23 protein-coding genes, 1 tRNA gene and 1 riboswitch are annotated in these 22,631 nt (G+C 62.2%); of the genes, 12 read left to right on the forward strand and 12 right to left on the reverse strand.

What is annotated here, in order from left to right:
- Window positions 1-49 precede the first annotated feature (49 nt).
- Complete coding sequence (locus QY76_RS08705; protein ID WP_034162580.1) at window positions 50-403, reverse strand: helix-turn-helix domain-containing protein; 354 nt, start codon at window positions 401-403, stop codon at window positions 50-52.
- A gap of 374 nt (window positions 404-777) precedes the next feature.
- On the opposite strand from QY76_RS08705, the gene QY76_RS08710 reads away from it, so the two are divergent.
- The 5 genes from QY76_RS08710 to QY76_RS08730 all read left to right on the forward strand — a co-directional run bounded on the left by QY76_RS08710 (window position 778) and on the right by QY76_RS08730 (window position 5,463).
- On the forward strand, window positions 778-1,449 hold the full coding sequence (locus QY76_RS08710) for a TetR/AcrR family transcriptional regulator (protein ID WP_034162579.1): 672 nt from the start codon (window positions 778-780) through the stop codon (window positions 1,447-1,449).
- Window positions 1,450-1,487: 38 nt separating this feature from the next.
- Window positions 1,488-1,563: riboswitch (Fluoride riboswitch) on the forward strand.
- A 93-nt stretch (window positions 1,564-1,656) separates the two neighbouring features.
- Window positions 1,657-2,547: a DHHA2 domain-containing protein gene (locus QY76_RS08715; RefSeq protein ID WP_045424315.1), complete on the forward strand. Its 891-nt coding sequence runs from the start codon at window positions 1,657-1,659 to the stop codon at window positions 2,545-2,547.
- 14 nt (window positions 2,548-2,561) lie between these two features.
- Window positions 2,562-2,981 carry a universal stress protein gene (locus tag QY76_RS08720; RefSeq protein ID WP_045424318.1) on the forward strand — a complete coding sequence of 140 codons (420 nt, stop codon included), beginning with the start codon at window positions 2,562-2,564 and terminating at the stop codon, window positions 2,979-2,981.
- Window positions 2,982-2,996: 15 nt separating this feature from the next.
- Window positions 2,997-4,283, forward strand: a complete 1,287-nt coding sequence (gene eno / locus QY76_RS08725; protein WP_034162576.1) for a phosphopyruvate hydratase — start codon at window positions 2,997-2,999, stop codon at window positions 4,281-4,283.
- A 238-nt stretch (window positions 4,284-4,521) separates the two neighbouring features.
- The gene (locus QY76_RS08730) at window positions 4,522-5,463 is read left to right on the forward strand and encodes a diguanylate cyclase (RefSeq protein ID WP_235439469.1); all 942 of its coding nucleotides are present in this window, start codon (window positions 4,522-4,524) and stop codon (window positions 5,461-5,463) included.
- 171 nt (window positions 5,464-5,634) lie between these two features.
- Here the strand turns inward: QY76_RS08730 and QY76_RS08735 are convergent.
- From QY76_RS08735 to QY76_RS08745, 3 genes are all read right to left on the reverse strand, one after another.
- A tRNA-Pro gene (locus QY76_RS08735) sits at window positions 5,635-5,711 on the reverse strand.
- Window positions 5,712-5,924: 213 nt separating this feature from the next.
- Window positions 5,925-7,679, reverse strand: coding sequence for an LPS biosynthesis-modulating metalloenzyme YejM (yejM, locus tag QY76_RS08740; RefSeq protein WP_045424324.1), 1,755 nt, complete (start codon window positions 7,677-7,679; stop codon window positions 5,925-5,927).
- Between the two features lie 40 nt (window positions 7,680-7,719).
- On the reverse strand, window positions 7,720-7,947 hold the full coding sequence (locus tag QY76_RS08745; protein ID WP_012849148.1) for a YejL family protein: 228 nt from the start codon (window positions 7,945-7,947) through the stop codon (window positions 7,720-7,722).
- 170 nt (window positions 7,948-8,117) lie between these two features.
- Here QY76_RS08745 and yejK point away from each other — a divergent pair, with 170 nt between their 5' ends.
- Window positions 8,118-9,122 (forward strand): nucleoid-associated protein YejK, encoded by a 1,005-nt coding sequence (gene yejK, locus QY76_RS08750; RefSeq protein WP_034162573.1) that lies wholly within the window; start codon window positions 8,118-8,120, stop codon window positions 9,120-9,122.
- A 96-nt stretch (window positions 9,123-9,218) separates the two neighbouring features.
- Here yejK and rplY read toward each other — a convergent pair whose 3' ends face one another.
- From rplY to QY76_RS08765, 3 genes are all read right to left on the reverse strand, one after another.
- Window positions 9,219-9,503 carry a 50S ribosomal protein L25 gene (rplY, locus tag QY76_RS08755; RefSeq protein WP_034162572.1) on the reverse strand — a complete coding sequence of 95 codons (285 nt, stop codon included), beginning with the start codon at window positions 9,501-9,503 and terminating at the stop codon, window positions 9,219-9,221.
- 137 nt (window positions 9,504-9,640) lie between these two features.
- Complete coding sequence (locus QY76_RS08760; RefSeq protein ID WP_034162571.1) at window positions 9,641-11,401, reverse strand: DEAD/DEAH box helicase; 1,761 nt, start codon at window positions 11,399-11,401, stop codon at window positions 9,641-9,643.
- Window positions 11,401-11,643 carry a YecH family metal-binding protein gene (locus tag QY76_RS08765; protein ID WP_045424327.1) on the reverse strand — a complete coding sequence of 81 codons (243 nt, stop codon included), beginning with the start codon at window positions 11,641-11,643 and terminating at the stop codon, window positions 11,401-11,403. The genes QY76_RS08760 and QY76_RS08765 overlap by 1 nt, the downstream gene beginning before the upstream one ends.
- A gap of 245 nt (window positions 11,644-11,888) precedes the next feature.
- Here QY76_RS08765 and rsuA point away from each other — a divergent pair, with 245 nt between their 5' ends.
- From rsuA to QY76_RS08780, 3 genes are all read left to right on the forward strand, one after another.
- A complete protein-coding gene (rsuA, locus tag QY76_RS08770) occupies window positions 11,889-12,596 on the forward strand; it encodes a 16S rRNA pseudouridine(516) synthase RsuA (protein ID WP_034162569.1) in 708 nt (235 codons plus the stop codon).
- Window positions 12,562-13,800: a Bcr/CflA family multidrug efflux MFS transporter gene (locus QY76_RS08775; protein WP_045424330.1), complete on the forward strand. Its 1,239-nt coding sequence runs from the start codon at window positions 12,562-12,564 to the stop codon at window positions 13,798-13,800. The genes rsuA and QY76_RS08775 overlap by 35 nt, the downstream gene beginning before the upstream one ends.
- Before the next feature lie 183 nt (window positions 13,801-13,983).
- Entirely contained in the window at window positions 13,984-14,331 is a 348-nt protein-coding gene (locus tag QY76_RS08780; RefSeq protein ID WP_034162718.1) for a YejG family protein, read from the forward strand.
- Here the strand turns inward: QY76_RS08780 and QY76_RS08785 are convergent.
- Window positions 14,306-16,156, reverse strand: a complete 1,851-nt coding sequence (locus QY76_RS08785) for an extracellular solute-binding protein (protein ID WP_081854050.1) — start codon at window positions 16,154-16,156, stop codon at window positions 14,306-14,308. The genes QY76_RS08780 and QY76_RS08785 overlap by 26 nt on opposite strands.
- Before the next feature lie 188 nt (window positions 16,157-16,344).
- On the opposite strand from QY76_RS08785, the gene rlmF reads away from it, so the two are divergent.
- Entirely contained in the window at window positions 16,345-17,274 is a 930-nt protein-coding gene (gene rlmF / locus QY76_RS08790; protein ID WP_034162567.1) for a 23S rRNA (adenine(1618)-N(6))-methyltransferase RlmF, read from the forward strand.
- Window positions 17,275-17,317: 43 nt separating this feature from the next.
- Here rlmF and glnQ read toward each other — a convergent pair whose 3' ends face one another.
- From glnQ to QY76_RS08810, 4 genes are all read right to left on the reverse strand, one after another.
- Window positions 17,318-18,040: a glutamine ABC transporter ATP-binding protein GlnQ gene (gene glnQ / locus QY76_RS08795; protein WP_034162566.1), complete on the reverse strand. Its 723-nt coding sequence runs from the start codon at window positions 18,038-18,040 to the stop codon at window positions 17,318-17,320.
- Window positions 18,037-18,693 (reverse strand): glutamine ABC transporter permease GlnP, encoded by a 657-nt coding sequence (gene glnP / locus QY76_RS08800; protein ID WP_012849138.1) that lies wholly within the window; start codon window positions 18,691-18,693, stop codon window positions 18,037-18,039. The genes glnQ and glnP overlap by 4 nt, the downstream gene beginning before the upstream one ends.
- Before the next feature lie 81 nt (window positions 18,694-18,774).
- Window positions 18,775-19,521 (reverse strand): glutamine ABC transporter substrate-binding protein GlnH, encoded by a 747-nt coding sequence (glnH, locus tag QY76_RS08805; protein ID WP_034162565.1) that lies wholly within the window; start codon window positions 19,519-19,521, stop codon window positions 18,775-18,777.
- A gap of 334 nt (window positions 19,522-19,855) precedes the next feature.
- A complete protein-coding gene (locus tag QY76_RS08810) occupies window positions 19,856-20,284 on the reverse strand; it encodes an NUDIX hydrolase (RefSeq protein ID WP_034162564.1) in 429 nt (142 codons plus the stop codon).
- Between the two features lie 271 nt (window positions 20,285-20,555).
- Here QY76_RS08810 and fruB point away from each other — a divergent pair, with 271 nt between their 5' ends.
- Window positions 20,556-21,692 carry a fused PTS fructose transporter subunit IIA/HPr protein gene (fruB, locus tag QY76_RS08815; RefSeq protein WP_034162563.1) on the forward strand — a complete coding sequence of 379 codons (1,137 nt, stop codon included), beginning with the start codon at window positions 20,556-20,558 and terminating at the stop codon, window positions 21,690-21,692.
- Complete coding sequence (gene fruK / locus QY76_RS08820) at window positions 21,689-22,627, forward strand: 1-phosphofructokinase (protein ID WP_012849132.1); 939 nt, start codon at window positions 21,689-21,691, stop codon at window positions 22,625-22,627. The genes fruB and fruK overlap by 4 nt, the downstream gene beginning before the upstream one ends.
- Window positions 22,628-22,631: the final 4 nt, after the last annotated feature.

The raw sequence follows: 22,631 nt of genomic DNA on the forward strand, positions 1-22,631 counted from the left end.
GGAGACAGTGGTGAGACTGCGTCTGCGACGGGCCGATCGCCGCCGCCGTTCAGGCGGCGCGATCCAGCGGTTTCCCCGCCGTCACCTCTTTCTTCCATACGCCCGGCGTCACGTCAAAGCGCCGCTTGAAAGAGCGGGTAAAGGAGCGTTGGGAGTCAAAGCCCATCGACAGGGCGACGTCGAGAATCGACCCCTGGCAGACTTTTAGCCGGCGGGCCGACTCATCCAGCTTTTTATTGCGGATATACTCCCCCAGCCGAACGCCGGTGTGCGCTTTAAACATGCGCTGCAGGTGCCATTTGGAGTAACCGGCGCGCGCCGCCACGTCGTCAAGGGATGAGATAGCGGCAACGTTGCTGTCGATCCAGGTGCGCAGTGCGCTGATAAAATCGGTATTGTACATGGCAATCACCTTACTTTTTTGTGCGATGGTCGGTGACACGGCGCGCGCGGGAGTCGCCTGGGGACCTGAATGCGTTGACGTGTCATCACAGTTACGATCGCGGTGACGCTATGGGATACGGCGTCGTTTATCTATTATTTTAACGATCGCTAATTTAATGGTAATTCCGTCGCCGAAGCGGCGTCAATGTTTTTTATTAACGCTTATTAATAAAATTGTTAACTCTATGTTTGTTAACAAAAAGATATTGATGTCCGCGGCGGGCGTCCGCGTCCCTTTTTCCGCCTGCACCCCCGATGCGCCGCGGTTTGCATATTCAGGGGCGGAGGGCTACCTTTAGCGTGAGATCCAGTCAGTGAGGTGTAGGAAAGGGAATGACAACTGAACATACATCCTATAAGCGCGCCGGGCGCGGCCGTCCAAAGGTGTTTGACAGGGAGGTGGCGCTGCGTAAGGCGCTGGAGCTGTTTTGGCGTCAGGGCTATGAGGCCACCTCCCTTGCGGATCTGGTGGAGGCCACCGGTGCCAAGGCGCCGACGCTGTACGCCGAGTTTGAGAACAAAGAGGGGCTGTTCCGTGCCGTGGTGGAGTATTACACCGCCTGTAACGAGGACAAGTACGACCGCCTGCTGTTTAACGTGACGCTGCCGCTGGCCGAGACGATTCACAACTACCTGAGCGTGACGGCGAACTGCTTTACCAGCGGTGATACGCCCAGCGGCTGTTTTATCATCTGCGCCTCTATGGTGCAGACCCGCTGTTCGGATAAGGTCAGCCAGGTGCTGAAGAGCCGTCAGCCGGTACAGGAGGCGATGCTGGCCCGTTTTCTCCAGCTGCGTCAGGCGCAGGGGGAGCTGCCGGCATACAGCGACGCACAGGGGCTGGCACGCTACCTGTGCTGCGTGATCCAGGGGATGTCGGTGCGGGCTCGCGAGGGCGCTGACTGCGCCGATCTGCAGGCGGTTGTGGCCGCCACTATGGCGGTATGGCCTGCGCTGTGCGACGCCTGCCGGCTGCCGGAGCCCGCCGGCGGACACGCTTTGTAATACTCTCTCCCTTGCCATCGTTCGGGAAAACGGGTTAGCTAATCCCGGGTGATGGCGTGCCACCCCTATTCCAACCGCCGTAATCTGATTACGGATGATGACGCCTGATGACAACCGTTCCACGGGAACGGCGGCATCAGTGCTGCTTTTTTTTCTCTGCGCTTGTGCCTGAACTCCCCGTGGTTATTCGATCGTGACGGAGGAGAGATGATCTACGTTTTTGGCCATAAATATCCCGACAGTGACAGCATCTGCAGCGCGCTGGTGACCGCCCAGTGGCTGACGGCGCGCGGCCTGCCCGCGACGGCCTGGCGCCTGGGCGAGATAAACCATGAGACGGCCTATATCCTGCGGCAGGCCGGGTGTGATGCGCCGGCGCCGCTGACGGAGCCGCTGGATGGACGGGATGTTTGGCTGGTCGATTTCAGCGATGCCGAACAGGGGCCAGCGGGGCTGGCGGAGTGTCGCCTGCTGGGGCTAATCGACCACCACCGGCTAGGCTCACTGACCAGCGCCGAGCCGATCGATGCCTGGATCCGCCGGGTGGGCAGTACGGCGACCCTGCTGTGGCAGATCATGACCCAGGAGTACGTCATGGTGCCGGATCGGTGTCAGGCCACGCTGCTGCTGGGCGCCATTCTGAGCGATACCGTCGGCCTGATCTCCGCCACCGCGACCGAGGCGGATCGCCGGGCGGTCGCCGCGCTGAGCCCACTGTGCGGCGTCGATGACGCGGCGTTCCTGGATGGCCTGCTGGTGGCAAAGACCTGCCTGGATAGCTATACCCCCGCGGGACTGCTGGAAAAAGATCTCAAGCGCTTCGCCATCGGCGCCTACACCCTGGAGGTGGCGCAGCTGGAGGTCGCCTCGCCCACGCAGCTTTCCGATCGGCTGGCACCGCTGCTGGCCTGCATGCGACAGCGCTGCCGCGAGCAGGCGCTGGACTACGTGATGCTGGCGGTCAGCGATATCCGTCGCTGCCATACCGACCTTTATCGCGTTGCCCGCGACGGTACGTCGCTTCCCGTACAGGCGCTGCCCGGCATGCTGAGCCGTAAGAAAGAGATCCTTCCCTGGATCGGCGCCCATCTGATGTGAAATGAGGTTTCCCGATGAAGATATATCACCATGTTCTGGTTTTGATTCATGGCCGCCACGACGGCGAGCGGCTGCTGCCGCACGCCTGCCAGGTTGCCCGGCAAAATGATGCCCGGCTGACGCTGGGGCATATCCGCGGTGATCTGGCCGCGCTGCGCGGTATGTTGGATGTCAATCTGACGCGTATGGAGCAGCAAAGCCTTAATGACGCCCGCCAGGTGCTGATGTCACTGGTGCACCAGCAGGACTACCCTATCGATGCCGAGCAGATCGTTTCCATGGATGCGCTGGACGATCTGCGTGAGTTCGTTAGCGCTCAGCAGGTCGACTTATTGATGCTGGGTCACCATAACCGCGCGCTAGCCAAGTTTGTCTCTACCGCGTTTGATTTTATCAATGGCCTTGAGACCGACGTTCTGGTTAAACACCTTTAAGGGCTGGAGTGCAGCATGAGCTTTTTAATCGAGAGTATGGTGGCCCGGGAGATCCTGGATTCACGCGGAAACCCGACGGTAGAAGTGGATGTGACGTCGCAGGGCGGCGCGTGGGCGCGCGCCTCGGTGCCCTCCGGCGCCAGCACCGGATCGCGCGAGGCGGTAGAGCTGCGCGACGGCGATCCGGGACGCTTTGGCGGCCGCGGCGTGCAGCGGGCGATCGCGCACGTTAACGGCCCGATCCGCAGCGCCCTGCAAGGGATTGACGTGCGTGAGCAGGCGGCGCTGGACGCTCGTATGCTGGCGTTGGACGGCAGCGATAACAAATCGGCGCTGGGGGCCAACGCGATTTTGGGCGTCTCCCTGGCCTGCGCGCGCCTGGCGGCCCAGCTGACCCAGCAGCCGCTGTATCGCTATATCGGCGGTCTTGGGGCGACGCTGCTGCCGGTTCCCTGCATGAACATCATCAACGGCGGGGTACACGCGCGCTGGCAGGGGGCAGATTTTCAGGAGTATATGATCGCGCCGTGGGGCGCGTCATCGCTGCGCGAGGCGGTGCGCTGGGGAAGCGAGGTTTACCAGGCGCTGCGTCAGGTTCTGCTGGATGCCGGCCTGAGCATCGGCGTCGGCGATGAGGGTGGATTTGCACCGCACGTCAGCTCGAACCGTGAGCCTCTGGCGCTGATCGTCCAGGCCATTGAGCGCGCCGGCTACCGCCCGGGTGAGGATATTGTGATCTGCATGGATCCGGCGTCCAGCGAGTTCTATCAGGACGGGCGCTACCATCTGCGCAGCGAGGGGCGCCAGCTCGACGCGCAGGAGATGACCGACTATTATGCTGCGCTGCTGGATGCGTTCCCCATCGTGCTGCTGGAGGATGGGCTGGCGGAAAACGACTGGGAGGGGTGGCGTCACCTGAATGCCCGCCTGGGACAGCGGATTGAACTGGTGGGCGACGATCTGTTTGTCACCAACGTACGCTATATCCAGCGCGGTATCGATGAGGCGGCGGCCAACGCGGCGCTGATTAAGCTGAACCAGATCGGCAGCCTGAGTGAGACCATCGCCGCGGTACAGCTGTGCCACAGCCACGGCTGGGGCACCTTCATCTCCCACCGCAGCGGTGAAACAGTGGACAGCTTTATCGCCGACATGACCGTCGGGCTGCGCGCTGGTCACCTGAAAACCGGTGCGCCGTGCCGCGGCGAGCGGATTGAAAAATACAACCAGCTGATGCGCATTGAAGATGCGCTGGGGGCCGCGGCGCAGTTTGCCGGCAAACGCGCCTTTACCCACGCCTAATCGCGTCCCTCTGCGACGGCGTGGCGCCCGTCACGCCGCTTTGGGCCTCCGAGCGCCTTCCCCTCAGTCTCCCCCTTTGCCCAGCGTGGTCACGCCGTCGTGCGCAGATGAAAAGAAGAAGTTGTCAATCTGCGGCTTGCTAACTATAGTTATCATGATAGAGTTTAAGTAAATATATATAATAATTTCAATAGATTAAAAGTGTATCTAACGATTACTCCACCACGAGGCGGCAGGGATGAGGGATCTTTTCGGCGACAGGCGCCTGCGTTCCATGGCGGAATATAGCGATCCGATGCTGCCGCGGCGCGGCTTCACCCGGCTACGGGCGCTGTATCTGCTGTCTCTTGGGCTACTGCTGCTGCTGATCATGCTGCACCTGCTGTATCTGCCGCACTATCCGGTGCAGCGCTTTAATGGTTTTGCCTTTTCGCTGGAGCTGGTGGAGTACCTGACCGTTTTGCTGATGCTGGTCGCGGTGCAGTTTTCTGCGCTGGATCGCCGCTCCTATTGGGTGTTGAACAGCGGCCTGACCCTGTGGATACTGAGCGGGGTGCTGGATGTGCTGGATGAGATAGTGCAGCAGCCGGTGTGGCTCGGTAACCTGGAGGACGTGCTGCGCGCTATCGGCATGGTGATGTGCGCCTGGGGCGGCATCTGTACCCTGCGCTACCTTGCCCGGGTGCGGGGGCGGCTGCGCTACCTGGCGCTGTTTGACGATCTGACCGGGCTACCCAACCGGCGCCATTTTTACACTAGCCTGATGTCGCAGCCGCTGCCGCGCCACTTCTCTCTGTTTATTATCGATCTTGACCACTTTAAGCAGATTAACGATGAGTTTGGGCATGCCGTCGGCGATCGGGTGCTGTGTCAGTTTGGCCGCGTGTTGCACAGTGAGTTCGTCGCCCCGGCCTTTCCGGCCCGCATCGGCGGCGAGGAGTTTGCCGTGATCCTGGAGAGCGAGGATCGGGCCTGGCTAGAGACCCGCGCGGCGCGCTTGCTGCAGCAGGCCAGCATGGTACGGGTGACCGAACAGCGCGGGCTGACCGTAAGCATCGGCGTGGGGAGCTATGCGGCTGGTGAAACGCTGGCGCATTTTGTGGCGCGGGTGGACGGCGCGCTGTATCAGGCGAAAGACGCCGGGCGTAACCGCTATCGCTGGAGCCCGCCGCCGCCGTGAGGCCGCGGCGATGGGGAGCGCCGATCGTTGGGCTATGAACCTAGGGCGGTGCGGCGTGGCCCGGGGGAGGGCGGGAAATCCGGCGGTAGACGCCGCAGCGGATAGACGTGCGCCCGCGGAGGCACAGACGTAAAAAAACCAACCGCGGAGGTTGGTTTTTTTAGGGAATTTTGGTCGGCACGAGAGGATTTGAACCTCCGACCCCTGACACCCCATGACAGTGCGCTACCAGGCTGCGCTACGTGCCGAACTGGTTGTGTATACTACCTTTTTTTCTGACATTTGCAAGCCGTGATCGCACCGTTTGCCGTTGTTTTAGGCAATCGGCCGCCTTTTGTCGTGGTATTGCGCGGCGGCGCGGTATTTTCCCTGCGCTGCGCCCGGCTTGGCACGCATCGATAGCGTCCGGCGCCGCTCGCGCCTTGTTCCAGAGACGCTCACTGCCCGTTACGGACCGCGCCCTAGTTGGCAATAAATCGCTTCACGTCGGTCAATACCTGTAGCAGCAGCGGTAGCTGCAGCCGCTCGCCCGTCAGCTCGCGGCCGTCGCGATCGTAGGCGCGGTAGGTGCCATTACGGTTGAGCACGATGGTTTGCTGTGGCGTAACGATAACCAGATCGCCGCCGCTGCCCAGTGTCAGCCAGTCGTGACGGCGCACGGCGGCAAACAGATCCTCGCCCTGGGTGTAGTTGGCGGCCCGGCTGTCGACGTGCAGCAGGCGCTGCATCAGCGTGGCCATGATATCTTCATGATTGGTCATCTTGGCGATGGACTGCGGCGAGGTGCCCGGCCAGTGGATGATCAGCGGCACCTGTAGCCGGGCGCGGCTGTAGTCGCCGCCGGCGCGATCCTCGCCGTCCAGCGCCACGCCGTGGCTGCCGGTGATCACCACCACGGTGTTTTTCAGCGCCTGGCGCGCGCGGAGGGCGTCGATCATTGCGGCGATCTGACCATCCAGCAGCTGAGCCGAGCGCTGGTAGCGGCTGGCCGACAGCGTTCCGTCGTCGTCCGCGCCGCCGCCGTTCAGATTCACATAGGCAAACCACGGATGGGTGGAGGTTTGGGTATCCAGCCAGGTTTCCCACTGGCGCACCGTGGCGGCATCGCTCTGTTTCTGCGGTGCGGGCAGGGTAAAGTCGCTGAACAGCGCCTGGCGATACAGCGGGGTCTTGAAGCCATCCGATGAGAAAAGGCCAAACTGATAGTGTTGATGCGCCAGCGCGCCGATCAGCGCCGACGACTTACGCCCGGCCAGAATACTGTCCAGGTAGCTGGGCGAGATGCCGTAAAACAGACCAAACAGCCCGCTGTCGACGGCGTTGCCGGTGCTGTAATGATGGGTAAAGCGCAGGTTCTGTGCGCCGAAGGCGGCCAGCGCCGGCATGGTCTGTGGCAGCGAGTCGGCCCGCAGGCCGTCGGCGACCACCACCAGCAGGTTGAGCCCGGCGCCTTTGTCGCTGTAGCTCAGCTCGCCCAGCGGGTACTCAATGGCCAGCGCCTCCGGATTGCCGGTGCGGATCAGCCGCTCCTGATAGGCCTGTGCGTTTAACAGCCCGTGTTTTTCCAGGAAGCGCCGCGCCGTCATCGGGTAGGAGAGCGGCAGATTGGCGCGCTGCATGGTGATGGGACGGTAGAAGTTGGCATCCGCCCAGATGTAGATCAGGTGCGAAGCCAGGAATGAGACGATAAACACCAGCGCCAGCGGCTTGCCAAAGGTTTGTCGGTTGAGGCTGCGCAGCTTTTGCCAACTCCAGGTACCGAACAGCATCTCGATCAGAAACAGCACCGGCACACAGATGAACATCAGCTGCCAGTCGCGGGAGAGCTCCCCCTGCGCGGGGTTGACGACCAGCTCCCAGACCAGCGGATTAAGGTGCAGGTGGAAGCGGGTGAATACCTCGGTGTCGATCAGCAGCAGAGTCAGCCCGGCGGTGGCCAGCGCCGCGGAAAGAAAGCGCAGCAGGCGCTGCGACATCACAATAAAGGTTAACGGAAACAGCGTGAGCAGATAGGTGGCAAACCCCAGGAAGCTGAAGTGGCCGAGCCAGCTGACGATGGCATAGATGCGCCCGGCCAGGGACGCAGGCCAGTCGGCAATAAACAGATAACGGCTGCCCAGCAGCAGCGCCAGCAGAATATTGAACAGGGCGAACCAGTGCCCCCAACTGATCATCTGGGAGACTTTTTCACGATAGCGCTGACGGTTCGTTACCATAAACTCTGTCTGTTTCCGTCGAATCTCTGTACCCGAAGGGTCAGTGGGCTTTATCTTCCCGAATGGAAGCCTGCAGCGCATCGGCAAAGGAGCGAGCGATCATGCTACGCTGCGCCGGCGCGACGCTGGTGTTAATCAGGTTAGTTACCATATTGCCCAGCACCATCAGGGAGAGATCGGTGGGCGCATGCTGCGATTCTAATACGTTAACCAGTTCAGAGAGCAATTGTTCAACGCGCTGATCGCTGTAACGGGATGATTGTGGCATAAAAGTGACCGTCGATGACTTACAAAGTCCATCATATTACCCGATAGGCGCGTGATTTTCTGCTCTTTTATGCAGGGGAAGGCGCGGCGGCGGACAAAGGCGCTTGCGGGTGCTCGGCAACGGTGCTTGAATACGCGCCTGTATCAGGCTGAGGACAACAGGAGCAAACAATGAGTCTGGATCTGGAGAACATCGCACTGCATCAATTGGTTAAACGCGATGAGCAACAGTTGGATGTGGTGCTGCGCGACTCGTTGCTGGAAAAGAGCGCCGCCGTCGATGAGATGATGGCGGAGCTACACCGGGTCTACAGTGCCAAAAGCAAGGCATATGGCACCTTTAACCCGGAGAGCGAGCTGGCGCAGGCGCTGACTCACTATCGCAAGGGAGAGGATAGCTTCCTGGAGTTTAGCCGTGCGGCGACCGGTCGCCTGCGCGATGAGCTGGCCAAATATCCGTTTGCCGAGGGCGGGATCGTGTTGTTCTGTCAGTATCGCTATCTGGCGGTGGATTACCTGCTGGTCGCGGTGCTTAATAACTGCAGCAGCATGCGGGTGAACGAACGGCTGGATCTGAGCACCACCCATTACCTGGACATTATGCATGCCGACATCGTCGCGCGTATCGATATGACCGAATGGGAGACCAATCCGCAGTCCCAGCGCTACCTCTCCTACCTGAAAGGGCGGGTGGGGCGCAAGGTGGCCGATTTCTTTATGGACTTTTTAGGCGCCCAGGCGGGGCTGGATACCAAGGTGCAGAACCGCGGCCTGCTGCAGGCGGTGAGCGATTACTGTAGCGAAGGCCAGCTGGATAAAAATGAGCGCCAGGCCTGCCGCCAGCAGGTGTATGACTACTGTAACGAACAGCTGCAGGCCGGGGAGGATATTGCGCTGGAGGCGCTGTCGCGGGAGATCCCCAGCGTCGGAGAGATGGACTTTCAACAGTTCACCGCCGAGCGCGGCTACGAGCTGGAGGAGAGCTTCCCCGCGGATCGCAGCACGCTGCGTCAGCTGACCAAGTTTGCCGGCAGCGGCGGTGGACTGACGATTAACTTTGATGCTCTGTTGCTGGGGGAACGTATCTTTTGGGATGCGCAGACCGATACCCTGACGATCAAGGGGACGCCGCCTAACCTGCGAGATCAGCTGCAGCGCAACGGCGGCGCGCGTTAACGGCGAAGGGCGCGTACAACGCGCCTTTTCCCCGCGCGAACCATAAAAAAACGCCGCAGAGCGGCGTTTTTTTTATCATCTGACGCGAACGGGCGATTAAGCGCGAACGAAGTCGATATGCGTGATTTTCGGCTTGTACGGATGACGCTGTACTGCCTGAACCTTCACTTTGATCTCTTTGCCGTCAACGGACAGCGTCAGAACGTCGGCGTAGAAACCGTCTTTTTCAGACAGGTTCATGGTGGAGTCGTGGTCCAGGGTAACGGACAGCGCGGCTTCGCTACCACCATAAACGATTGCCGGGAATTTGCCGGCGGTGCGCAGGCGGCGGCTCGCACCCTTACCCTGCTCGTTACGTACTTCAGCGTTGATCGTGAACATTGATCTGTCTCTTTAAAAAAATGAAGCCTGCTACAGGCGACCCAGCAGCAGACGGGATATCGTGCGCCAGTCTTAGGCTGACACCCTCGACAAGGCGGGCGGCATTCTAGCCGATCCGCGCCGGGACGGCAAATAAATTAGCCGCGCAGTTGGTTCGCCTTGCGAAAACGCCCCTGATAGTCAAATACTTTTTGCCGCACCTGCCAGAATTGGCCCCGGCGGCGCGCCACCACGAAGTCGGGCGCGCGCAGGGCCTCCTGCTGCGCCACGATATCGGCAGCCCGCTGCCAGATCAGCTCACAGCCCGGCGCCCGCTGGTGCGGACGGAGAAAGAGCTGGGCAAAGGCGGTGCGCTGGGCCGGGGTGGTCAGGCGGAAGCGCTCGCTGACGTCGGCGCCGTCCTCGTCGTAGTAGGTGATCTGCAGCCACTCGCCCTTGGCATCCTCCCCGTCGCGCAGCTGCATGCCGCCGCAGCGTAGCACCAGCGCATCTTTCAGCCTCAGCGCCGCCTTCAGCATATCGTCAGCGTCGACCAGCAGCGCGGCGCACTGATGACAGCGGCGGGCGGCGATATCGTTTTCTGCATTGCACTGCGGGCAGTTTTTAAAGCGGAAGCGGTAGTCGCACTGCTCGCGCTGTCCTTCGTCGTCCTCGAAATAGCCCTGGCAGCGCCGCCCGTAGTGCTCGACGATACGGCCCTGCTCGTCACACTTGCCCCAGAAGGTATTGGCGAAGCCACAGGCGGGGCAGAACACCTGCACCGGCTGACTGTCGCCGTGGGGCTTGCGGCTGCCGACTTCGGGTGTATAGAGATCATGTGGGTTACCGGCGTAATCGAGGATCAGACAGTCTTGCTTGCCGTCGCACAGGCGCAGGCCGCGCCCGACGATCTGCTGGTATAGGCTGACGGACTCCGTCGGTCGCAGGATAGCGATCAGATCCACGTGCGGCGCGTCAAAGCCGGTGGTGAGCACCGCCACATTGACCAGGTAGCGCAGCCGCTGCGCCTTGAAATCGCGAATGATCGCGTCGCGATCGTCATGGGGCGTCTGCGCGCTGATCAGCGCCGCGCTGCCCGCTGGCAGCAGGCCCAGCACCTCCTGGGCGTGCTCGACGGTGGCGGCGAAGATCATCACGCCGCGCCGGGTGGCCGCATACTCCTCGATCTGGCTGACGATGTGCGGCGTAATGCGCTGCTGATCGCGCAGCTCTCGATTGAGATCCTCGGCACTGAAGAGCCCGGCCTCCGACGGCTGTAGACGGCTGAAATCGTACTGTACCACCGGCATGTCCAGCCGCTCCGGCGGCACCAGAAAACCATGGCGGATCATATAGCGCAGCGGCAGCTCGTAGATGCAGTCCTGAAATAGACACGCCTCGTCGCCGCGTACCATGCCGTGATAGTGGTAGCGATAGATCCAGCCCTTGCCGAGTCGGTAGGGGGTCGCGGTGAGCCCGAGCAGCCGCAGCTGCGGGTTATGGCCGCGCAGGTGCTGCAGTATCTGCTGGTACTGTCCCTCCTCGCTGTCGCCGATGCGGTGACACTCATCGACGATCAGCAGGGAGAAGGCGGCATCGAAGTCGGACAGATTGCGTGCGACCGACTGGACGCTGCCAAAGACCACTTTGGCCTGGCTGCCCTTTTGCTTCAGCCCGGCGGCATAAATGTCGGCCTCGAGCCCCCAGGCCTGATATTTGGCATGGTTTTGGGCCACTAGCTCTTTAACGTGGGCCAGTACCAGGACTCGTCCGCGCGCCAGGCGGGCCAGTTCGGCGATCACCAGGCTTTTCCCGGCGCCGGTCGGCAGCACGATCAACGCCGGCTCCCGGTGGCGCCGGAAGTGGGCCAGCGTGGCATCGACGGCCTCACGCTGGTATGGCCGCAGGGTAAAGGCCATCAGTGGCGGCAGATTTTATCCGCACGGGTGGTAAAGCCACCTGCGGCGGGGACAAACTTACCGCATTTGGCCAGCAGGTCCACCAGCTCGGCGGCGCTGAGATCCTCGGCGGAGCAGGTGTGAAAGCGGGCATCGGCGCCGAAGCGCTGGCCGATGGCGGCGATCAGGGCATCGCGGGTATAGGGCGTCTCGCTGGCAAGCATCATGCGCATGACGTCGTGGCCGTGAATGGATGCGGACATAGTGTAACCTCTGGCTGGAAGGGGAAAATTGGGTGTCCGCGCGGCGGACGGGATCCAGTTTACCCATCGGGCGCGCGAGATCCAGCGTCGCGCGTCGCCTCCTGCGCGGCGATGGCTGGCGGTATGGGCCTTATGGTAGACTGAGCGGTCTACGTTCGCCGCGGCAGCGGGGGATCCCGCGCTCGGGACAGCGCCGCGGACGATATCGGTTTTTATTTCGCCTTGGTTATAACAGAGCAGGTTTCATGAGACTGGACAAATTTATTTCCCAGCAGCTGGGGATCAGCCGCTCACTGGTGATCCGCGAGCTGCGGGCTGCGCGCGTCACCGTCGATGGTGTCGTCTCCCGCAGCGGGTCGCTGCAGGTCACGCCGGATCAGGAGGTCGCCTATGAGGGCAACGTGCTGACGTTTATCACCGGGCCGCGCTACTTCATGTTGCATAAGCCTGAGGGCTACGTCTGCTCGACGGACGATCCGGACCATGCCACCATTCTCTACTTTATCGATGAGCCGATGGCGGAGAAGCTGCATGCCGCCGGGCGTCTGGACCTGGACACCACCGGTCTGGTGCTGCTGACGGACGACGGGCAGTGGTCGCACCGCATCACCTCGCCGCGCCACCACTGTGAGAAGAGCTATCTGGTGACGCTGGAGCAGCCGCTGGCGCCGCAGACCGCGGCGCAGTTTGCCCAGGGGATCATGTTGAACGGTGAAACGGAGCTGACCAAGCCGGCGCAGCTGGAGGCTTTCGACGAGCATCATGTCCGTCTGACCATCAGCGAAGGACGCTATCATCAGGTGAAGCGCATGTTCGCCGCCGTGGGCAACCGGGTGGTGGGGCTGCACCGCGAGCGTATCGGCGCTATTGCGCTGGATGCGGCGCTGGCGCCCGGCGAGTACCGCGCGCTGAGCGACGATGAGGTGGCCAGCGTACTGGCCGCTAGGGCATAAGGAGGCCGGTGTGCAAAGCGGGTCTCACCTGAGGCTTATCCTGATCTTGGGGCTGCTGTCGATGCTGATGCCGCTGGCCATCGACATGTATCTGCCCAGTTTGCCGGTCATCGCCGCGCAGTTTGGCGTATCCGGCGGCGATGTGCAGATGACCCTGAGCGCCTATACGCTGGGCTTTGCCTGCGGTCAGCTGTTTTACGGCCCGCTGGCCGACAGCGTTGGGCGTAAGCCGGTGATCCTGTTTGGCACCCTCCTGTTTGCCCTGACCGGGGCCGCCTGTGCGCTGGCGCACAGCATCGATCAGCTGATTGCCCTGCGCCTGCTGCATGGGCTGGCGGCGGCGGCCGCCAGCGTGGTGATCAACGCCCTGATGCGCGATATGTTCAGTAAGGATGAATTTTCGCGCATGATGTCGTTTGTGGTGCTGGTCATGACCATAGCCCCGCTGCTGGCGCCGTTGCTGGGCGGCGCGCTGATGCTGTGGTTTAGCTGGCACGCCATTTTCTGGGTGATGGCAGCAGCGGCGCTGCTGGCGACGCTGCTGGTGGCCTTGTTTATCCGCGAGACGTTGCCGCGAGCGCGGCGTCAGCCGTTCCGGCTGTATGCCACCCTGACCAATTTCGTCGCGCTGTTCCGCCACCGTCGCGTGCTGTGCTACATGCTGGCCAGCTGGTTCTCCTTCTCCGGGATGTTTTCGTTTTTCAGCGCCGGCCCCTTCGTCTATATCGACCTGCACGGCGTCTCGCCGCAGCATTTCGGCTACTATTTTGCCCTGAATATTCTGTTTCTGTTCCTGATGACCCTGATTAACAGCCGTAACGTGCGTCGCTACGGCGCGCAGGCGATGCTGCGCGTTGGGCTGCTGGTGCAGTTTGTGATGGGCGCTTGGCTGGTGGCCTGTGTGCTGCTGGCGCTAGGATTTTGGCCGCTGGTGTTCGGGGTGGCGGCCTATGTCGGCTGTATTTCCATGGTGACCTCCAACGCGATGGCGGTGATCTTGGATAGCTTTCCCCATATGGCGGGGACGGCGGCCTCGCTGGCCGGCACCCTGCGCTTTGGCCTCAGCGCGCTGATCGGCGCGCTGCTGGCGCAGCTGCCGATCGTCTCGGCCTGGCCGCTGGTCGGGTCGATGGCGCTGTGTAGTACCCTGGCCATGGCGCTCTTTCTGTACGCGGCGCGCGGCGTTCGGTGTCCGCTGGCCTGACGGCGGCGGGGCTCCCCCCGTCGCCGTGGCGGTGAAAATACCGACAATGTTGATGGTATGTAATCAATTCTAACGAAATTAATCGCTGTCAATCGGTTATTTGTACGAATTTACGCGATTCAGCATTTACGGTGTGAGTTTTTTGTGAAAAAATTGTGCCGTGTTTATCATCAGGGTATTAACGTGAACAATCCCCAGCTGTCGATAGTTCATCGGTTGCCGCGGCGCTACCGCTGGGCGTCTGGGCGCACCGGCGTCCAGGTCGAACCGATTCCGGATCCGGAGGCGCAGGGCGCGGCCGACCGGCTGATCGGCCTGACGCTGTTGAGCCAGCGCGGCGAGAGTGCCTGGCAGGTGATGCGCGACATGTATCTCTCCCTGCAGGAGATGCCCGTCGCCTGCGCTATCGTCGCGCTTGACGGCGAGCCCTGTCTGTTTGTCGATCCCGAGGATGAGAGTACGGTGATGTGCCGCCTGAAGAATGACGGGGTGGCGATCGCGGAGCCTATCGCGGCGCACGCGTTTCTGTGACACCACCGGCCCCGGCGTTCCCCTGAGGCGGCAGACGCGCCGCACGATTCACGTCATACCACCAATAATCCAATCCCAGCCCGTAGCGCGGCCGCTGCGCCGGCATCGTAAACCGGTTCCAATAGGCGAGATGCCGGTGGTCGGAATACCACAGCGGCAGCATAAACGCATTCCACGTTAAGACCCTGTCCAGCGCCCGGCCCAACGCCCGCAGCGCATCGGGCGAGCGCTGCTGCGCCGCGATGTGGGCCAGCAGCGCGTCGACCGCGCTATTGCGGACGTTGGCGATATTGCCGCGGCCATCGGCGTAGCGGGATCCCCAGCGCGTCAGCAGCGCCGGCGAGGGAAAGGGGGTCGCCGGGTAGATCAGCGGGATCATGCCGAAGGCATGGCGGCGGGCCAGGCGGCTGAACTGGCCGCGCGGCGCCTCGCGGATCTGCATGTCGATCCCCAGACGGGCCAGGCTGTCACGCAGGGGGCCGACGTAGTGCAGCCGGCTGCCGTACGGCAGCAGCAGCGTGAAGGCAAAGCGCCGCCCGTCCGCCTGATTGACCAGCCATGGGCCGTGGCGTTGCCAGCCGGCCTGCCTTAGCAGCGCCTGCGCCCGCCGCGGGTCGGCCAGGGCACCTTCTCCGTTCGGTCGGTAGCGCCGCAGGAAGACGGCGGACGGTACCTCGCCTTGAAGGGGGGCGAGCCAGAGCAGCTCCGCGGCGCTGGGGTAGCCGTGCGCCGCGTAGGGGGTATTCTGGAAATAGCTGTCGGCGCGCCGGTAGTCGCCGTGGTAGAGGCGGCGGTTGAGCGTCGGAAAGTCGAAGGCCAGCGAGATGGCTTCCCGTACCCGTCGGTCGCGGAACAGGGGAAGCTGGTTATTGAACGCCAGCCAGCGGGTTGCCTGGGCTGCGTGGCTGAGAATATCGGCCTTGACGATCTCGCCGCGGGCTACGCGGCGCTCGGGGTATTGGTTCGCCCAGCGGGCCGGGGAGGTCTCCAGCCACACATCGATCCTATCGTGCAGAAAGGCCGCCTGCGCCGCCCGTTGGCTGGGGTAGTAGACATAGTGCAGGGTATCAATGTTATAGCGTCCGCGGTTGATCGGCAGATTGGCCGCCCAATAGTCGGCTAGTCGCTGATAGGTGACGCTGTGGCCCAGGCGGTAGCGGACGATGCGATAGGGGCCGCTGCCGATGGGCGGCTGGCGCAGAGGATGACGCAGCGATCGCCGATGCCAGGCGTGCTGCGGCAGGATCGGCAGCTGGGTCAGCAGCGCCAGAATGCGCGCCTTGTCGGGGGATGGCTGCTCAATGCGTATGGTCAACGGCGAGAGGGGGCGCAGGGTGACGCCCTGAAAACGCTGACGAAAGGCCGCGGGGCCCTGGGTCATCAGCGCGTGAAAGCTGAACACGACGTCCCGGGCGGCGATCGGCGTGCGGTCCTGAAAGCGGGCGTCGGGGTTGATAGCCACCTCGGCCCAGCGGAAACGGCGATCGTAGCGGATCGAGGCGCCGATCAGTGGATAGGCGCTGTCGAGCTCATCGGCGGAGGGGCTGAACAGGGTATCGAACAGCCGCGCGCTGCGGATGGCCGGGGTGCCGTATGCGGCGTAGGGGTTAAAGTTGTCATAGCTGCCGATCGCAGCCAGGCGCAGGCTGCCCCCCTTGGGCGCGGCGGGGTTGGCATAGTTAACGTGGCTAAAGCCCGCGGCGTATTTGGCCTCGCCCCGGAGGGCGATGGCGTAGCGTTCGTCGATGGTGTCCGGCTGCGCTGCTGCACAGAGCAGGGGCAGCATAAGTCCCAGTATCGAACCGAGCAGGGCGGGTAAGCGCATGGGAAACGGGCTCCATAACCGGTGAGCGCAGGCGATCGCCGCGGGCGGGATCGACGCGGTCACTCTCCGTGCGCGCAGTATACGCCACCCCGCGACGGGTTGCAGAAGGAAAGCGCAGGAGGGTAGGTGTCCGGCGCTGAAATGGGTATACTTGCCGCCCTGTTTGAGCGACTCCCCCGAAGTGAATCATGAACCATAAGCCAGTCACGCCGCCGGATCGGCGCCAGAAAGCGGGTCTGCACCCGCGTAACCGCCACCATGGCCGCTACGACATGGCGGCGCTGTGCCGGATCTCTCCCGCGCTGGGAGACTTTGTTCGAGCGATGCCGGGCGGCGGCGAAAGCATCGACTTCGCCGATCCGCAGGCGGTTCGGGCGCTCAACCGGGCGCTGCTGGCGCAGGACTATGGCATTACGCACTGGGATATTCCTGCGCAGTTTCTCTGCCCGCCGATCCCGGGCCGGGCCGACTACCTGCACTATCTGGCCGATCTGCTGGCCAGCACCCGCTCTGACGGTGCCATTCCGCGCGGCGCGCAGACCTGCGTGCTGGATATCGGCACCGGCGCCAACTGCATCTACCCGCTGCTGGGGCAGGCCGAATACGGCTGGCGCTTTACCGGCAGCGATATTTCGGCGCAGGCGCTGGCGGCCGCGGCGGCCATCATCCGGGCCAATCCGGCACTGGGCACGCGGATTCGCCTGCGTCGTCAGCGTCAGCCGCAGGCGATTTTTCAGGGGATTATCAAGGCCGGAGAGTACTACGCCGCGACGATGTGCAATCCGCCCTTTCACCGCAGCGCGGCGGAGGCCGCCGCGGGTAGCCAGAGAAAGCTGACCAACCTGGGGCTGCGACCGCCGCAGGCGGCGCGACTGAACTTTGGCGGCAGGGCGGATGAGCTGTGGTGCGACGGCGGTGAGCAGGCGTTTATTCTGCGGATGATCGCGGAGAGCCGCGCGTTTGCGACGCAGGTGGGGTGGTTTACCTCGCTGGTGTCCCGACGGGAGACGCTGCCGGCGCTGCGCAGAGCGCTGCGCGCAATCCCGGTGAAGGAGATGCGTGAGGTGACGATGGCGCAGGGGCAGAAGGTGAGCCGCTTTATCGCCTGGCGATTCTGAGATCGCGCCGGGGCCGCCTGCGCGGGCGGTCCCCGACGGACGATCACGCGACGTGCTGCAGGAACTCGCGCAGACGCTCGTTGGGCGGCGTATGGATCAGCTGCTGCGGGCTGCCGTCGGCGCTGATACGCCCTTTATCGACGAAGATCAGCCGCGACGCCACCTTTTCGGCAAAGCCGATCTCATGGGTGACGATGACCATGGTCATGCCCTCCTCGGCCAAGTCTTTCATCACCGTCAGCACCTCATGGCGCAGCTCGGGATCTAGCGCGGATGTCGGCTCATCAAACAGCATCAGCTTGGGCTTGACCGCCAGCGCACGGGCGATCGCCACCCGCTGCTGCTGCCCGCCGGAGAGCTCCGACGGATAGTGGTGGGCGCGCTCGGAGAGCCCCACTTTGGCCAGCAGGGTGCGCGCGCGCTGCTCGGCATCGGCCCGGCCCATGCCGCGCACCCGGATGGGGCCGAACATGACGTTTTCCAGCGCGGTCAGGTGGGGGAACAGATAAAATTGCTGGAATACCATCCCCGCCTCCTGGCGGATCAGGCGTTCATCCACCTTAGGATCGTTGACGTCCATCCCGTCCACCAGCAGTTGACCGCGGCTGATGACCTCCAGCTTGTTGATGCAGCGCAGCAGGGTCGACTTCCCTGAGCCGGAGGGGCCGATGATCACGACCACCTCACCCGGCTGAATACGCAGGTTGATATCGTGCAGAACGGCGGTCTGTCCGAAGCTTTTATCGACGTTTTTAAATTCAATCATATGATTTTCAATCTTTTTTCAAGACGGCGTAGGACAAAGCTCAGGGCCAGTGTCATGATCAGGTAGATCACGGCGACGGCGCTCCAGATTTCCATGGCGCGGAAGTTTCCGGCGATGATCTCCTGCCCCTGGCGGGTCAGTTCGGCCACGCCGATGACGATGAACAGCGAGGTGTCCTTGATGCTGACGATCCACTGGTTCCCCAGCGGGGGCAGCATGCGGCGCAGCGCCAGCGGCATGATCACATAGCGCAGAGTATCGCGGCGAGAGAGGCCCAGAGCCAGCCCCGCCTCGCGGAAGCCGCTGTGAATGGAGAGCACCGCGCCGCGGGTGATTTCGGCGATATAGGCGCCGGAGTTGATCATGATCGTGATAACGGCGGCGCTGAAAGGGTCGATGCGCAGCGGCATCATCATCGGCAGGGCGAAGTAGATGAACATCACCTGCACCACGATGGGGGTGCCGCGGATAAGCTCGATAAACACCAGGGCGATGTGGTTGCTCAGCCAACCGCCGAAGGCGCGCGCAAAGCCGGCGGCCAGGCCGATGATCAGGCCGCCGAGCAGCCCCAGCACCGAGATCCAGAGGGTGAGTTTGGCGCCTTCCAGCAGCAGCGGGATGGCATCCCAGATGGCGCTCCAGTCAAACTGCATGTCGATTCTCCTGGTAAAACCGTATGTGTTACCGTGCAACGCCCGCGAGGGCAAAGGGGCGCCCAGCGGGCGCCCAAAGCATTACTTCGGTTCGACGCCGAACCATTTTTTATAGATAACCGCGTAGGTCCCATTCGCCTTCAGGGTCTTCAGCGCGCCGTTGACCTGCTCGCGCAGCGCATCGCTGCCCTTCGGGAAGGCGATGCCGTAGGCCTGAGCCTCCAGCGAGTCGCCGACGGCCTTAAACTGACCGTTGCCCGCGGTCTTAATAAAGTAAAGGATGTTGGGGGTATCGTGCAGGACGGCGTCGGCGCGGCCGGTCGCCAGCTCCAGATAGGCGTTATCGATATTAGGGAACTGACGCAGATCTTGGCTCTTTACGTGCGCCTTTGCATAGTCTACGCCGGCCGTGCCGCTCTTCACGGCCAGCACTTTGCCGTCCAGATCCTTCACTCCGTGGATCTGTGCGTTATCGCTCTTCACCATGACCATCAGGCCGCTGTTGTAGTAGCCGTCGGAGAAATCGATGGCTTTCTTGCGCTCTTCGGTAATGCTGATGCCGGCCAGCGCCAGATCCACGTTACGGGTCTGCAGCGCGGGGATGATCCCGCTGAAGTCCATCGGTTTCAGCGTATAGCTTAGGTGCAGCTGCTTGGCTATGGCATCCCACAGGTCGATATCGAAACCGACATATTTATCGCCCTTTTTAAATTCGAATGGGACGAACGCCGTATCTGTGGCGACGATCAGCGGTTTTTCCGCCGCCTGAGCGCTGACGGCGAAGGCCAGCGCCAGGGCTGCCACGGAGGCTTTCAACATTGCTTTCATCGTAATGGTTCCTTGTCTTTGCGATAAGCCGCTTGTGTTTGCTCGGGATATAATGAAAAAAACGTGCCAACTATTTATTTATATTTATTATCAAGTGGTTATATTTATCACTGGCATAAATACGCAGCGCTGAGGCAGGCGCGGGGTGAGGGGGTGCACTATTTAAGTGCATTGTGGTCGATATTGGTGCGATGGCGGCTTATACGTTAACTGTTTTGGTGCAGTAGCGGATAAGGGTGGTGCGAGAGAAGATTATCTTACTCATATTGCTTTATTTTTGTTCAGCGTGGGGAGTGCACTGGAGCGGTGCGGTTTTGACCGCACCGCAGCGTCGCTACGCCGGCGTAGCGCAATAGGCCTGCTGGGTGAGCCACAGCTGAACGCCCTGCTGACAGGCGTCGAAGCAAGGCTGCGGCAGCTGACGCGGATCGCACCATTGCCAGCGTTCACATTTATCCGGCTCACAGCGTTGGGGGGCCGCCGCTGCCGGTGCGCTGACCTGCATAATGATAGAGACGTTATGCACCCCTTCGTCACGCCAGGTTCGCAGGTTATTGGTCACGCCGACGAAGCGCGGCGTATCGATGTGCAGCCCACACTCCTCGGCCACTTCACGTATCGCCGTCTGTTCAAAGGTTTCCCCCTGTTCTACGTGGCCGCCGGGGATCGACCAATAAGGCGCGTGGCTGCCGCAGCGTTTTCCGAGTAAAATCTGGCCGGCGGCGTTCACGATAATCACGCCGACCCCCACCTTTACCGTCATGTCTGTTTCTCCATCAGCAAATTTCAGCGCGTATTGTCGCACGTCAGCAGCGCTGATAACAAACTTCAGCAAAAATGTGCTGAAGGTCTAAAATCTGTACAGATGCGGCGGGAAGTCCTTGCGTAACGACGCGCGTCGGACCACACTCACAAAAACGATTCAGCGTGGTGAATCACGGCGATCTCGCGGTAACGCCGGTTTTTTTATCCCGCAACGCTGAAACGATTCAATGCGCCGGCGGCGCACGCGGTATGACGGACGAGGAGCATCTATGTTTCATCTGACTCTACAGGATATCCATCTGGCAGCCGAGGCTGACAGTAAAGAGCAGGCCATCAGGCAGGTGGCGGCGGCGCTGGTCGCGGCGGGCTACGTTGGCGAGGGCTATGTACAGGGCATGCTGCAGCGCGAAAAGCAGACGCCGACCTACCTGGGGAACGGTATCGCGATTCCCCATGGCACGACGGATACCCGGGATCAGGTGCTGAACACCGGGGTTCAGGTGTTTCAGTTTCCGCAGGGGGTGGCGTGGGGCGAGGGACAGCGGGCCTATGTGGTGATCGGCATCGCCGCCAAGTCCGATGAGCATCTGACGCTGCTGCGTCAGCTGACCCACGTGCTGAGCGACGACGGCGTAAGCCGGGAGCTGGCGCAGACCACGTCGGCGGAGACGCTGCGCAGCCTGCTGCTGGGTGAGCGCAGCGTAGCTGAATTCCGCTTTGATATCAGCATGGTGACGCTGGGAGTGGAGACCGACAGCCTGATGACGCTACAGGCGCTGAACGCCGGGCGCCTGCAGCAGGTGGAGGCGGTCGGCGGCGAGTTTGTCAGCGATGTCATCCGTCGCGCGCCGCTGTGTCTGGGGCAGGGCATTTGGCTCTGCGACAGCGCGCTGGGTGTTCAGGCCAGCGCGGCGGCGCTGGCGCGTCCGCGTCAGCCCTTTACCCTAGATGGGGAGCCGGTGGCGCTGCTGCTGACCGTTGCGATGGCCGATGCGCAGCCAGAGGGGATGCTGGACTACCTGAGCCGTCTGCTGCAGCGTCAGCAGGCTGAACGTTTGCTGACGGCGCAGACCCCGGCAGAGATCGTCGCGCTGCTGACCAGCGAGCTGACGGAGAGCGATGAGTCTCTGAGCGCCGAGTTTACCGTTCGTAATGAGCATGGCCTGCACGCCCGACCGGGCGCGCAGTTGGTGAATACCATTAAGCAGTTTGCAAGCCAGATAACCGTTGCCAACCTTGATGGCAGCGGGGTTCCGGTCAATGGCCGCAGTCTGATGAAGGTTGTCGCACTGGGGGTTAAAAAAGGCCATCGTCTGCGTTTTACTGCCAGCGGCAGTGATGCGCAGCAGGCATTGGACGTTATTGGTCAGGCCATCGCGAATGGCCTTGGCGAGGAAATATCATGAGTAGACGAGTTGCAACCATCACCTTAAACCCAGCCTACGATCTGGTTGGCTACTGTGCGGAGATTGAGCGCGGTGAGGTTAACCGGGTACAAACCGCCGGGCTGCACGCCGCGGGTAAGGGGATTAACGTTGCCAAGGTGCTGAAGGATCTCGGCATCGATGTGACCGTGGGCGGATTCCTGGGCAAGGATAACCAGGATGGATTTCAGCAGCTGTTCAGCGAGCTGGGCATCGCCAACCGTTTTCAGGTAGTCCCGGGGCGCACCCGTATCAACGTAAAGCTGACCGAGAAGGATGGGGCGGTCACCGACTTTAACTTCTCCGGCTTCGACGTCAGCAAGAGCGACTGGGATCGCTTCGTGAATGACTCCCTGAGTTGGCTCGGGCAGTTTGATATGGTGTGCGTCAGCGGCAGCCTGCCGGCCGGCGTCGCGGCGGATGATTTTACCGACTGGATGCGCCGCCTGCGCAGTCAGTGCCCGTGCATCATTTTTGATAGCAGCCGCGAGGCGCTGGTCGCCGGGCTGAAGGCGGCCCCCTGGCTGGTGAAGCCCAACCGCCGCGAGCTGGAAATCTGGGCTGGCCGGGCGCTGCCGACGCTGGAGGACGTCGTCGGTGCCGCCCACGCGCTGCGCGATCAGGGGATTGCCCACGTGGTGATTTCGCTGGGCGCAGAGGGGGCGCTGTGGGTCAACGCCTCTGGTGCCTGGCTGGCTAAGCCTCCTGAGGTGGACGTTATCAGCACCGTCGGTGCCGGTGACTCGATGGTCGGCGGGCTGATCTATGGCCTGATGATGCGGGAGTCCAGTGAACACACGCTGCGGCTGGCTACGGCGGTTTCTGCCCTGGCGGTCAGTCAGAGCAATGTCGGCATCAGCGACCGCACGCAGCTGGCGGCGATGATGGCACGCGTGGAGCTCGATCCTTTTAACTGATTGC

Origin of the sequence: Edwardsiella sp. EA181011 (assembly GCF_000800725.1) — a bacterium.
Taxonomy (GTDB): domain Bacteria; phylum Pseudomonadota; class Gammaproteobacteria; order Enterobacterales; family Enterobacteriaceae; genus Edwardsiella; species Edwardsiella anguillarum.

Excerpts from the sequence above, each read along its gene's own strand:
- rlmF (WP_034162567.1), top strand. The coding sequence starts at position 16,345 with ATGAACCATAAGCCAGTCACGCCGCCGGATCGGCGCCAGAAAGCGGGT.
- glnH (WP_034162565.1), bottom strand. The coding sequence starts at position 19,521 with ATGAAAGCAATGTTGAAAGCCTCCGTGGCAGCCCTGGCGCTGGCCTTC.
- QY76_RS08715 (WP_045424315.1), top strand. The coding sequence starts at position 1,657 with ATGATCTACGTTTTTGGCCATAAATATCCCGACAGTGACAGCATCTGC.
- fruK (WP_012849132.1), top strand. The coding sequence starts at position 21,689 with ATGAGTAGACGAGTTGCAACCATCACCTTAAACCCAGCCTACGATCTG.
- yejK (WP_034162573.1), top strand. The coding sequence starts at position 8,118 with ATGAGTCTGGATCTGGAGAACATCGCACTGCATCAATTGGTTAAACGC.
- QY76_RS08730 (WP_235439469.1), top strand. The coding sequence starts at position 4,522 with ATGAGGGATCTTTTCGGCGACAGGCGCCTGCGTTCCATGGCGGAATAT.
- QY76_RS08760 (WP_034162571.1), bottom strand. The coding sequence starts at position 11,401 with ATGGCCTTTACCCTGCGGCCATACCAGCGTGAGGCCGTCGATGCCACG.
- eno (WP_034162576.1), top strand. The coding sequence starts at position 2,997 with ATGAGCTTTTTAATCGAGAGTATGGTGGCCCGGGAGATCCTGGATTCA.
- glnQ (WP_034162566.1), bottom strand. The coding sequence starts at position 18,040 with ATGATTGAATTTAAAAACGTCGATAAAAGCTTCGGACAGACCGCCGTT.
- QY76_RS08785 (WP_081854050.1), bottom strand. The coding sequence starts at position 16,156 with ATGCGCTTACCCGCCCTGCTCGGTTCGATACTGGGACTTATGCTGCCC.
- QY76_RS08705 (WP_034162580.1), bottom strand. The coding sequence starts at position 403 with ATGTACAATACCGATTTTATCAGCGCACTGCGCACCTGGATCGACAGC.
- QY76_RS08710 (WP_034162579.1), top strand. The coding sequence starts at position 778 with ATGACAACTGAACATACATCCTATAAGCGCGCCGGGCGCGGCCGTCCA.
- QY76_RS08720 (WP_045424318.1), top strand. The coding sequence starts at position 2,562 with ATGAAGATATATCACCATGTTCTGGTTTTGATTCATGGCCGCCACGAC.
- rsuA (WP_034162569.1), top strand. The coding sequence starts at position 11,889 with ATGAGACTGGACAAATTTATTTCCCAGCAGCTGGGGATCAGCCGCTCA.
- QY76_RS08745 (WP_012849148.1), bottom strand. The coding sequence starts at position 7,947 with ATGCCACAATCATCCCGTTACAGCGATCAGCGCGTTGAACAATTGCTC.
- rplY (WP_034162572.1), bottom strand. The coding sequence starts at position 9,503 with ATGTTCACGATCAACGCTGAAGTACGTAACGAGCAGGGTAAGGGTGCG.
- yejM (WP_045424324.1), bottom strand. The coding sequence starts at position 7,679 with ATGGTAACGAACCGTCAGCGCTATCGTGAAAAAGTCTCCCAGATGATC.
- glnP (WP_012849138.1), bottom strand. The coding sequence starts at position 18,693 with ATGCAGTTTGACTGGAGCGCCATCTGGGATGCCATCCCGCTGCTGCTG.
- QY76_RS08810 (WP_034162564.1), bottom strand. The coding sequence starts at position 20,284 with ATGACGGTAAAGGTGGGGGTCGGCGTGATTATCGTGAACGCCGCCGGC.
- QY76_RS08765 (WP_045424327.1), bottom strand. The coding sequence starts at position 11,643 with ATGTCCGCATCCATTCACGGCCACGACGTCATGCGCATGATGCTTGCC.
- fruB (WP_034162563.1), top strand. The coding sequence starts at position 20,556 with ATGTTTCATCTGACTCTACAGGATATCCATCTGGCAGCCGAGGCTGAC.
- QY76_RS08775 (WP_045424330.1), top strand. The coding sequence starts at position 12,562 with ATGAGGTGGCCAGCGTACTGGCCGCTAGGGCATAAGGAGGCCGGTGTG.